Origin of the sequence: Candidatus Palauibacter sp., from assembly GCF_965213655.1 — a bacterium.
In the GTDB taxonomy this organism is placed as follows: domain Bacteria; phylum Gemmatimonadota; class Gemmatimonadetes; order Palauibacterales; family Palauibacteraceae; genus Palauibacter.
In genome coordinates, this window is sequence record NZ_CBDBZT010000003.1 from 1,939,435 (window position 1) to 1,950,167 (window position 10,733).

The 10,733-nt window shown below is 66.6% G+C and carries 12 protein-coding genes; 3 read left to right on the plus strand and 9 right to left on the minus strand.

Annotated features, from left to right (window positions below; all coding sequences use genetic code 11):
* Positions 1–20: 20 nt before the first annotated feature.
* The gene (locus ACOOGH_RS10705; RefSeq protein ID WP_420448901.1) at positions 21–296 is read left to right on the plus strand and encodes a type II toxin-antitoxin system Phd/YefM family antitoxin; all 276 of its coding nucleotides are present in this window, start codon (positions 21–23) and stop codon (positions 294–296) included.
* A 73-nt stretch (positions 297–369) separates the two neighbouring features.
* Here ACOOGH_RS10705 and ACOOGH_RS10710 read toward each other — a convergent pair whose 3' ends face one another.
* From ACOOGH_RS10710 to ACOOGH_RS10725, 4 genes are all read right to left on the minus strand, one after another.
* Complete coding sequence (locus ACOOGH_RS10710) at positions 370–672, minus strand: hypothetical protein (protein WP_420448902.1); 303 nt, start codon at positions 670–672, stop codon at positions 370–372.
* Positions 673–676: 4 nt separating this feature from the next.
* A complete protein-coding gene (locus ACOOGH_RS10715; protein WP_420448903.1) occupies positions 677–1,507 on the minus strand; it encodes a hypothetical protein in 831 nt (276 codons plus the stop codon).
* Positions 1,508–1,936: 429 nt separating this feature from the next.
* Positions 1,937–2,332 carry a hypothetical protein gene (locus tag ACOOGH_RS10720; RefSeq protein ID WP_420448904.1) on the minus strand — a complete coding sequence of 132 codons (396 nt, stop codon included), beginning with the start codon at positions 2,330–2,332 and terminating at the stop codon, positions 1,937–1,939.
* Positions 2,333–2,476: 144 nt separating this feature from the next.
* A complete protein-coding gene (locus tag ACOOGH_RS10725) occupies positions 2,477–4,858 on the minus strand; it encodes a DPP IV N-terminal domain-containing protein (RefSeq protein WP_420448905.1) in 2,382 nt (793 codons plus the stop codon).
* 190 nt (positions 4,859–5,048) lie between these two features.
* Here ACOOGH_RS10725 and ACOOGH_RS10730 point away from each other — a divergent pair, with 190 nt between their 5' ends.
* Complete coding sequence (locus tag ACOOGH_RS10730; RefSeq protein ID WP_420448906.1) at positions 5,049–5,330, plus strand: hypothetical protein; 282 nt, start codon at positions 5,049–5,051, stop codon at positions 5,328–5,330.
* Positions 5,330–5,722, plus strand: coding sequence for a type II toxin-antitoxin system VapC family toxin (locus tag ACOOGH_RS10735; protein WP_420448907.1), 393 nt, complete (start codon positions 5,330–5,332; stop codon positions 5,720–5,722). Before ACOOGH_RS10730 ends, ACOOGH_RS10735 begins: the two co-directional genes overlap by 1 nt.
* A 65-nt stretch (positions 5,723–5,787) precedes the next feature.
* Here ACOOGH_RS10735 and ACOOGH_RS10740 read toward each other — a convergent pair whose 3' ends face one another.
* The 5 genes from ACOOGH_RS10740 to ACOOGH_RS10760 all read right to left on the minus strand — a co-directional run bounded on the left by ACOOGH_RS10740 (position 5,788) and on the right by ACOOGH_RS10760 (position 10,607).
* A complete protein-coding gene (locus tag ACOOGH_RS10740) occupies positions 5,788–6,945 on the minus strand; it encodes a hypothetical protein (RefSeq protein ID WP_420448908.1) in 1,158 nt (385 codons plus the stop codon).
* 28 nt (positions 6,946–6,973) lie between these two features.
* Positions 6,974–8,995: a redoxin domain-containing protein gene (locus tag ACOOGH_RS10745; RefSeq protein ID WP_420448909.1), complete on the minus strand. Its 2,022-nt coding sequence runs from the start codon at positions 8,993–8,995 to the stop codon at positions 6,974–6,976.
* 70 nt (positions 8,996–9,065) lie between these two features.
* The gene (locus ACOOGH_RS10750) at positions 9,066–9,662 is read right to left on the minus strand and encodes a hypothetical protein (RefSeq protein WP_420448910.1); all 597 of its coding nucleotides are present in this window, start codon (positions 9,660–9,662) and stop codon (positions 9,066–9,068) included.
* A complete protein-coding gene (locus tag ACOOGH_RS10755; RefSeq protein ID WP_420448911.1) occupies positions 9,662–10,027 on the minus strand; it encodes a hypothetical protein in 366 nt (121 codons plus the stop codon). Before ACOOGH_RS10755 ends, ACOOGH_RS10750 begins: the two co-directional genes overlap by 1 nt.
* Positions 10,020–10,607: an RNA polymerase sigma factor gene (locus ACOOGH_RS10760; protein WP_420448912.1), complete on the minus strand. Its 588-nt coding sequence runs from the start codon at positions 10,605–10,607 to the stop codon at positions 10,020–10,022. Before ACOOGH_RS10760 ends, ACOOGH_RS10755 begins: the two co-directional genes overlap by 8 nt.
* Positions 10,608–10,733: the final 126 nt, after the last annotated feature.

Here is a 10,733-nt window from a genome sequence, read left to right on the forward strand (position 1 = left end):
AGCAGATGAGGTCGGACCGGATGAGGGAGATCAGCTATTCCAGGGCACGCCGTAACCTCGCGGCGCTGATGGATGAGGTCGTCGACGATTGTGAGCCGATTCTGATACGTCGGCGCGGCAAGGAACCGGTCGCCCTGGTCGCGGCCGACGAACTCACGTCGTGGATGGAGACCGCCTACGTGCTCCGCTCACCCGCCAACGCGCGGCACCTCCACGAGTCCATCGCCTCCGTTGAACGTGGTGAGGGTGAACTCATCGACGTCGATGAACTCGCCAAGCGGCTCGGCCTGGAGTGATGGCCGGCTGAACGACGTTCCCGCGGCAACGCTCACACTCGTGAAAAAAGGAGAGTTTGCGACCGGTCAGGGCTTACCGTCGCGAGATGCGGTATCGGTAGAGGTCGGGTGTCCCGAACTCGCCTTCGCGAACACCCCACACGTATTTCCTGCCGACGTAGCGTAAGCTCAAGTCTTCCGGCGCACCCACGTGGGCCAGTTCCTGCGTCATTGGATCAAAGACGCGCCATCTCATTCCATCAGCGTCCTGCTGCGCGACCCACGTCGTTCCGTCGGCAGCCATCAGCACCCCTCCGCCCAACCAGTTGCGGGCGTCGGATCTGACGCCTGGAAGGTACTCGGGCGTATACAAGGCGTCCGCAATCGTTCTTCTCACGGACTCAATCTCCCCTGGCCCTGGCGGCGAATCCTTCGCTCACTCCATCAAGAAACGACTTGATTTCGCTCTTCTGCAGGTCGGCCGCGACGAACTCAACCGATCTGGCACCCCTTGTCCTGCCATCCGTATCGAGCCACTGGAGCACGTAGCGCCCTGCCCTACGCTCCGTCCCACGACCCCTGACGACGACGAACCCATCCCCGTTCGGTGAGAACGCCAACAGGTCAATCGTTGACCACGGTTGCGGGGTCGCGGCGACGATCCCGCCGGGTAGCTCGAATTGGAGCCACAGGGTTGAGGCATCCAGTGCGACAACGTCGACGACCCCGCCGGTCTCCGCCAAGAGCAGCGCGAGCTCTCGCTCGAACCGCCCCTCGGGTTCCGCTTCGGCCACTTGGGTGCTCCCCGCGGATTCCAGCAACAGGAACCGTCCACCAACCAGGAGCGCGATCGGCATCATCCCCAGACCCCGCGCCGATGAGGCGTCGGGGACGCGCCTTGCACCGACGATACGCCCTGCCAGGTCGAAGTAGTGTGCGAGCCGCTGTGCGCCGTCTATCGCCCAGAGGGTGTCGTTCTGGATGCCGATCGATGGTGTTATCCGGAATTCGCCGGGCCCGTCACCCTCCCGGCCGACTGTTCCTCTGTAGTCTCCATCTGGTCCCAAGAGGTGGACTGCCACGTCGCCTGTCCCCGTAACGAACGCGGATCGGTCCGGTCCGATGGCCACCGAGAGGATCCTGCCGAACGGCAACGAGTCCGATCCCGACAATCGCATCTCATCGACCAGACTCCAGGACTCAACCTGCCCGTTCAGTGCCTTGGCTGACACGCCCCACATCAGACTCAGGAAGCTGCCCAGGACCCCAAGGCGAGTCCATCGTCCCCTCCGAAACGTCGACCGAGTCACGGCCTCACCCTCCTGCGCATCGGGTATCATGCCATCGGATGTCCGTGGCGTTCCGCTGCCGTCTCGGGTTGCCTACGGCTCGTGCGGGCATCGTGGCGACAAGCGCTACGATGCAACGGCTACCGCTATCAACTAAGTATATAGTAGGGCACCCGACCGCGCGAACCCTGAGCAGAATCGACCATGAAGACGAGTCCCGCCCCCCCCGCGAAGAAGTCATCCCCGGGAAGGATCTTGTGTCTGAGTGGAAGCTGTTCCCCGCAGGGAAGCGGCCAGCAGGAGGGCCAACGTGGCAGCGACTCTCAATGTCGGCGTCGGCCGCTCCCTTTCACGCACCCGGGGGCCTGCGGTTCAGAGCTTCCCGCATTGGTCCAGCAAGCGCTCGGCGTCGGAGATCGCTTCACGGGCTGGCGCTATATCTTCATGCTCCCCAACCCTCGCGGCCTTCACCTGGATCACGTCGTCCACGCCGTCGTCCACCGTACCTGCGCTGATGTAGTTCACGACGAGCACATCTGTGAACAGACGACCCGTCGGGAAGGCTTCGCGCGTACGCATGCGCTCCGCTCTCACAAAGCCGAGTGAACGATCGCCGGCGGTGATCATGTATCCGAGACGCTGCACCGTCGTGCGCACGCAGTCGAGCCCACCGGCTTGCACACTTGCCGGACGTGTCATGATCAATGGTTGTGCCGCACAGGCCAACGTTGCCGTCACGGCCATTAACAGCGCTGCAAGGCGTCTCATCCATGCCCTCCCGAAGTCACGAGCCCGGTTTTCTCCGGAGCCGGAGGCCTTCCCGTCATCCCGATGACGTGAGAGCGTCCGGCTAGGTCACATCCCTGGGAGATACCCGAGAGCGGCCGCCGGACCTGAGACGGTCGGTCGGCGTTACGGGACCAGCGGCTGGAGACGCCCGAATTCGTACTCTGCGGGCGGCTCGGCGCCGAGGAGGTGGCGGACGAAGTAGTCCCAGCGGCGGCGCATCATGTAGGGCTCGTTGCCGAAGCCGTGGCCGCGGTTCGGGAAGAGCAGCAGGTCGAAGTCCTTGTTCGCGGCGATGAGGGCGTCCACGACGAGCATCGTGTTCGAGTGCGGGACGTTCGTGTCCATCGTACCGTGCGCAATGAGGAGCTTGCCCTTGAGGTTCTCGGCCACGAGCTGGTTCGCCTGGTTGTCGTAGTTCGTGGCGCCGTCGGCGTACGTCTCGAGCAGCCCCTGGTACTTCTCTCCCCAGTCGTCCTCGTAGTTGCGGTTGTCGTGGTTCCCCGCCTGGGAGACGGCGACCTTGTAGAAGTCGGGGTAGCGCAGGATCCCGGAGGTGGAGGCGAAGCCGCCGCCGGAATGGCCGTAGATCCCGACCCGGCCGATGTCGATCCAGGGGTGGCGCTCGGCGAGTTGACGGATGCCGGCGATCTGATCCGGGAGCCCGTTGTCGCCCATGTTCCCGTAGTAGGCGTCCTGGAACGTCTTCGAGCGCCTCGGTGTGCCCATCGCGTCGAGTTCGATGACCACGAACCCGAGTTCGGCCAGCGACTGCAGATCTCGGTGCGCGGCGCGGAAGCTCCGGCTTCCCACGCTCCCGCTCTGCGGCCCCGGATACAGGTAGTTGATCACGGGATACTGCGCGGCCTGGTCGAAGTTCGAGGGACGGAACATCAATCCGTACAGATCGGTTTCGCCGTCGCGGGCCTTCACCGTGAAGGGGGTGGGCGGCCGCCAGCCGGTCCGCTCGAGGCGTGAGATGTCTGCCCGTTGGACGGTCTGGAGAAGCTCGCCGTCCATGTCCCGGACGACCGTCACGGGCGGGCTCGTGGGCGTCGAGTACTGGTCGACGAACGTCTCCCCGTCGGGCGCCAGCCACGCCACGTGGTTCGCGCTGTCCGGCGTGAGCAGCGCGGCGTCGCCTCCCTCCAGCCGGGCGCGGTAGACATACGCGAAGTACGGATCGCCCGGCTCACGCCCGTTCCCGATGAAGAGGATGTCCCCCGCATCCTCGTCGACGCGGAGGACGCGTTCCACATTCCAGGCGCCCGACGTCACCTGCCGCTTCAGTTCCCCGGTGTTCGCGTCGTAGAGATAGAGGTGCCCCCAGTCGTCGCGCTGCGAGTACCAGAGGATCTCGTCGGAAGCGGAGAGGTAGCGCCAGTTTGCGTGCGACTCGAAGAACGTCTCCACGACCTCCTCGAACAGGTCGCGCACCTCGCCCGTGGCCGCGTCGGCGATGCGAACCAGGGCCCGCTTGTGGTCGCGTGAACTCGAGACGAAGACGAGACGCGAACCGTCGGCGCTCCACTCCACGTCGGAGAAGCTCCCGCGGCACGCCACGTGGTCGCACACCGTGGAGCGGTGCTGGTCGGGGGGCATGTCGAGGCGGACGAGGCGACTCCCCTCCGGGGCCTCCGTGTCGATCACCACGCGGTGGATCCGGAAGATGACCGAGTCCTCCGGGAGCGGGTAGCGCCATGCCTCGAGTTCGGGGTGCCCGACCTCCGTCGTGACCATGTACATCATCCCCACCCCGCGCCCGTCGTGCTGGAAGGTGGCGATGCGGCGCGAGTCCGGAGACCACTTGAGCACGGGACGGTCGCTCTTCACCCACCCCGCGTTGTTCGTCGCGTAGCCGAAGTCCTCGACCCCGTCCTCGGTGAGCTGCGTCGTCTCCCCGGTCGTCAGGTCGCGGAGCCACAGGTTGTGGTCGCGGATGAAGGCCGCCTTCGTCCCATCGGGCGACACGATGTCGAAGCGGCCGGCCGGCCTGGCCTCGGGCGACGGGACCGCCTCGCAGCGGTCGGGGTCGAGCCCACAGGCGTAGGTCTCTCCTTCGACCTCGACCTCGAAGCGGACCGACCCGGCCTCCAGGGCGAGATCTCCGAACGGGAGCGCGAAGGCGGTGTACTCCGCGCCGCTCGCCGCGGTGAGAACGGCGGCCATGCGCGCGTGGTCGAAGGCGCGCTCCCGCGTCCCCGCGGCCGGATCGACAATGACGTACTCGTTGCCACCCTCGAACCGGTTCCGATACCAGAACCGTCCGTTGTCCAGCCACACGGGGAGGACGGAAGCCCCGAGCACGAGCGGGTTCGTGTGGTTCCCGAGCCGCCCTTCCGCCCGCTCGTAGTCCGCCTCCGTCAGCGCGGCGGGCGCGTCCTGACCAGCCGCTGGCGATCCGCGAACAGAGAGCGCCGCCCCCAAGCCGCATACCACCACGGCGAGGCGATGGAACGCGAGACGTGTGGCTGCGGACGCGCAACGTGCATTCGGGACGAGAGCCATGGCGATCGACCTTCTTCCGATTGATACCTGGATGAACCGGACCGCCAAGATGCTTGTTGTCGCAGGGCCCGGCCACGGTCGTTCGCGGGCGGTGGCAACCGCCTGCTTGTGGACACCACAGGATGAGGATTATGGTATGTATGACACTAGATACCACATACGACAGAATCACCATTTCAGGAATCGTGCCATGGCCATACCGGATCACGCAGCGGGCAACATGGTCGAATGCGAGCGGGTGGCGATCGACGCCGCGGGGCGGCTGGTCGTGCCCGGTAGATTCCGGAAGGCTCTGGGAATCCAGGGGCCACAGCACCTGGTCATTGGACTTGAGGGCGATACGCTTCGGCTGAGCACGACGGACGGTGTGATTCGCCGCTACCAGGAGCTGGCCCGACGGCGGAAGCGGACCCCCGGCAGTGTCGTGGATGCGTTTATTGCGGAGCGGCGTCGAGAGGCTGCCGAGGAGTGATGCCGGCATCGGTGTTGCTGGATGCGTCGGCGCTCCTGGCCCTCGTTTTCGAGGAGGACGGGGCTCCGCAGGTTCGGGAAAACGTGCGTCGGGGCGCGGCGATCTCGGCCGTGAACGCCGCCGAGGTGGCTGCGCGTCTCGGCGGTGAAGGTTGGACGCCCGATGAAGTTGAGGGGTTCTTCGCTGAATCGAACATCGATGTGTTACCCTTCGATTCCTCGGCCGCACTTCTGAGCGGATCATATCGCCGGTTGACCCGGCACATCGGCCTGAGCCTGGGCGACAGAGCGTGCCTGGCCACCGCCCGGCAACTCGGCCTCACAACGCTCACCGCCGACAGGGTGTGGACCGAGTTGGAGCTGGACGGCGTCGACATCGTCTGCATCCGCTGACCGCCGAAGTCTCCTGCCGCAGTCCCGTTCAACCGCGATCCGAGGCAGGCTTATCCGGGGATTTCCTACCTGTCGGTTTCGACGAGTTCGTAGAGGGCCACGGCGGGGACGCCGAACGCGTCGCGTTGCCGGACGAGCACCCAGTCCCGGCCGGCGTCGAGCAGGACAAAGCCGCCGGGCATCGTGAGGCGCCGCAGCCACACGCCGTCCCGGTCCAGGAGGTGCAGTTTCTCGCCGGGCGCCCGCCAGCGGTACGTCCTGATCCATATGCCCCCGTCCGGCAGGGCGAGGAGGGATTCGTAGGCGGGGAAGCGCTCGGGTAGGTACGCCCGCCTCTCCGGCCAGACCTCGCGCTCGAAGCGGCGGCGGCCCTCCCTGTCGGAATACCGGTCCAGACCCGAGAGGTAGTCCCGGTACCTGTCGACCTGCTGGTCGGTGACGGCGAGGTCCGGGCCGAGCCAGCGAGCGGTGCGGGTGACCCGGCCTGTCCAGTCCAGATGCTGCAGTTCGTAGTCGTCGGATGTACCGAACCATACGCCCGTGTCCACGGCTGCCAAGACCATGCTTCGTCCCCAGTAGCTCGGCATGACGCTGCCGCGGGAAATGCGGGTCCGCTCTGCGCCCGGAATCCCGGACTGCAGGACGGTCACGCTGTCGGTCACGGCAACCCTCAGAGACACGCGCCAGCGCCACTGCTCGCCCACGGTCCGCTCCAAGACGCTTCGCCGATCCTCCGGCCACGGCGTGAAGACGAGGCGACCATCGGTTGAGCAGGCGGGTTCCCCGTACGGATTCACGCCGATGGAGTTGAGCGTGCGCGTGTCGACGACGTTGCCGTCGAGATCCAGTTGGGTGATGCGGTCCTGGACCCAGTCGAAGACGGTGACCGCCGCACCGGGGCAATTCCGCAGGAGGCGCAGGCCCCGGTATTCTCCGGGCCCGTCCCCTTCCCTCCCGTTCGTCCACAGGTGTCGTCCGTTCGCGTCGTATCGGCGCACGTTGTCGCTCTGCTCGTCCACGACGACGAAGCTGCCGTCGTCCAGACGAATGGCGCCCGTCACGTCGCCGAAGATGTACTCGAGCGGACCATCGAGCGCGCCGATGCGGACCAGCGGCTTCTCGGCCAGCGTCAGATCGGGGTCGCGCGCTTCGGCGCTCTCTACGACATCCTGCGCCCCAATGGACGCGGCCGCGAAAGCTGCGAGAGTGAGCGTCGAGATCATCGGCCGTGGATCACCGCAGTCGCCGCAGTCAAGACGAAGCCGGCGCGTCGGCCGTAGTGCGCAGGGCGTCGACGCGGCGGGCGACGCCTTCTTCGTAGCCGGATTCCTCGAAGCCTTCGCGCTTGAACTGGATGAACCCCGCTTGATCCAGGTAGAACGTCGTCGGATAGCCGAGGATCTCGTAGTCGAGGGCGAGCCCCTGCTCGTCGAACAGGACGGGGAACGTGAAGCCGCCCTCCTCGATCTGCCGCGCGACCTCTTCGCGGGGAGATCCGGCCGTGGCGACGGTGAGGAACACGACATCCTCGTCGTCTTCATACGTTTTCAGGAGTTCGACGAAATGTGGGAACTCCAGGAGGCACGGACCGCACCAGGTCGCCCAGAACTTGAGCACGACGATCTTCCCCTCGAGGTCGCTCAGCCGCCACTCGATTCCGGTCTGGTCCGTGAGCACGAACGCCGGGGCCTCGCGCTCGAGTCGATCGCCCAGTTCGCGCCGCTCCATCTCCTCCTCGACGACGGGGCGCCGTACGGCGAGCCGCTCCTCGACGGTTTCGGGAGACAGATCAGCGGCTGCGGCGGCTTCTTCCGCGAGGGGCTCAAACCGGGAACCGCCGAAGGCGATCGCCTCCACGAAGGCGTCGAGCGCTTCCACCGGCCGGTCCGTGCGGAGGAGATGACGCCCGTACTCCCCAAGCGTGGTCTCACGTCTGGACTCGGTCGCCACCTGCTCGAACAGTTCGCCCGCCGCTTCGATCTCGCCGAGTTGCGTGAGGGCGCGGGCCTGGAGGATGCGGGCCCTGTCGATCAGGATCTGCCGCGACCGCTCGCGCTCGTCGCCGCGGACGCCGGGGTACAGGTATCCCGGGCTGTGTGCGCGCAAGTCTCCCTCGATCGCGGTCGCCGCATCGAGCACGGCCCGCGGCTCGATCCCGAAGTAGAGCAGGCCGCGGAGTGCGGAAAACACACCCTCACGCCAGCGGACCACGGCCATCGAGGCATCGAGCAGCTGCTCGGCCGCCTCCGGGTCGAGCGGCGCATGCGGTGGTTCTGCCGCGACGGTCGCCGCCCCCCACACCGTCCTGCTGCTCGGCGCATCACCGGCGATTGAAGCGAGCACACGCTGCGTCACAACCGTGTGGTGCCGGTCTACCCACGCGCCGCGGCGCCCGAGATCCCGTGACTTCAACCCCTCGGCGGCGAGGCGCCCCATGTCGACCGTACTGTCCGCATGGCCGAGCCGGGCCATATTGAAGTCCACGGTCAGATCCCAGTACCGCAGGTCATCCGCCAACACACCCCGGTCGGGCGCCGCCTCGAGTCGTTCCAGCCAGCGGTCCGCGTCGCCTTCCCGCCGGAGGATCCCGAAGTCGTCGTATCCCGCCGCGAGCCGGTACAGGACCGGGGCCGCAACGTCCGCATCGTCTTCGGCCCGGGCCGCGATCGCGTCGAGCGCCCCCGCGATGGAATCCCTCACGACCTGTGCCCGTTCGCCCTCCTCCCTATCGGCGAGCGCGGCACGGAGCGCATCGGCGGCGTGGAGCAGGATCTGGTCATCCGGCCGCAGCGCCCGTACCTTGGCGAGGATCGCGCCGTACGCGTCGAGCTGTCCGAGGTCCTCCGCCGCGTCCTGTGCTTCGCTGTAGATGACGGGCCGGGCCGGCGCGTGGCGGAGTGCCTCCGGGAGGACCTGGAGGATTCTTTCTCCGTACCTCCGGTCGGTCTCGAAGATGCCGGCCCAGCGAAGATCGTGGATGTAGCCTTCCCAGGCAGCGGAATCGCCGGGTTCCAGTTCGAGCACGCGCCGCCAGGCCCGCACGGCGGCCGCATGCAGGCTGAAATAGCTGGCGAGCGTGGCGTACTGCCGGTGCGCCTCGGCGTCGTCGGGCGATGCGGCGCGCGCCGAGTCGTAGCGGGCCATGGCGCGCTCGAACTCGACGGCTTCCGCATCGGCGGCCGCGTCGGCCATCAGTTCGGCGTGCGAGCGGGCGTCGCCACAACCCGCGAGGACCGATAGACACACCCCCGTGAGGATCAGATGCCGCCTCATGGAATTCGCGCCTGTGGACGTCGAGTTGCCAGACGCGAGCGATGCCGGGATGAATCGCACGAACCGGTGATCACGTCTGGTCAATTCTAGGTGTCACGATCAGGATGAGCACGGGTTCCCCCGCGGAGCGGCGAGCCGATCCCAACACCACTCTCTGACCATCGCGGATCGTGACCGATGCTTCGAGCAGGGGCCCCGACAGATCCATCAGGACGCCCCCCCACTCACGCCCCTCATACCTCCGGGAGCCGGAGGTCCCCTCGGTGAGGGTCACCTTGGCACGTACGTGCCTCTCGTACCGGCGTGTGGTAACCTCGGCGTGGATCGTCAGGGGTGTCTCCGAATCATCAGCGAAGACTCTCTGGGACCCGGTGCCGCCAAAGGCGACGTTCGAGGTCCGGGCCAGGCCGACATTCAGCATCGAGGTCGACAGGAGCCGGTATCCCTCGAAGTTGAACAGCTTCCTGAGTTCGCTCACGACGTCGCTGATCTCGGGGTCGTCATCGGTGAAGCCGTCCGCCTCGACCAGGTGAAAGAAGAGCTGCACGTTCCGGACGGGCTCCACGGGCTCCTCCGACTCCTGCGCGCTTACGACGCCCGGAAGCGTGCCGAGGGCCAGCGCCAGGATCAAAGCGCATCGGATACTCCTTCTCGCATTCTCGATCATCAGTCACTCTCCTCCGGGCTGAGCAGCCATACGACGGCGATGTCGGGATCATTCGTGGGGAAGACCACGAACGGCCTGTCGGCCTCCACATCCATTTCGCTCACCATGCTGCGTGGAGGGGACGCAGGGGGGGGGCCGACTTCTTCGATAGCTCCGTTGGGCAACAGGATCAGGGCCGCCATGACGGCGGCCGCCGCGAGCGGGCCCACGGTCCACCGGCGCCACACGAGTCGCCGCTGCACGGGCGTGGCATGCTCGGGGGCTATGGCAGGCAGGCCTTCGCTGAGCTGGTTTGCCAGCGCCGACAGGACGGCGTGCATGTTCCGTGCGTCCCGTGCGATGCGCTCGGCGTCTCGTTCAGCCATCGGTCCCCCTGGTGTCCGTCTCCGTGGGTCGCGCCAACATCTTTTTCCGCATCCTGCGCCGCGCGCGAAGCAGGTGTACGCGCAGCGTGTTCGGGTTCATCCCCAGCAGCCTCGCCGCTTCCGCGGGTCTCAGTCCCTGCAGATCCACCAGATCGAAGACCTCCCGCTGCCTCATGGACAGTCCGCCCAGCAGCGACCGAATCAATCGCATGGTTCTCTTCATCTCGATGTCATCGAGCGGATCCTCCAGTAGCGGCGCCTGGACCTCCGCCATCCACTCCGCCCTCTCGGCCAACCGCCGGTCCCGCCGCTTGCTTCGCCGGAGGTCCAGGCTGGCGTTCCGAGTAATCCGGTAGACCCAGCTCGTCACCCTGGCGCGACCATCGAAGCTCCCGATCGATCTCAGCGTCTTCATCAGGACGAGCTGCGCGATGTCCTCCGCATCATCCGGATCGCCGGTCATGACCAGGGCCCACCGGCACACGAGGGGACGGAGAGCACCCACCAGCCTATCGAGCGCCCCTCGCTCTCCCTTCCCGGCCTTTTCGGCCAACTCCAGGATCTCTCGGTCGGAGAGCATGGGGCGCTCGGTCCCTTTTCTTCTCGTGTGGTTTCGAGAGGTGAAACGCCGGCAGAGGGAGGAGCGTTTACCCGGCGTGCCGTCGCAAGAGCTGTTCCTCGCCCGCCGAGGGGTGGCGTGGCGCGC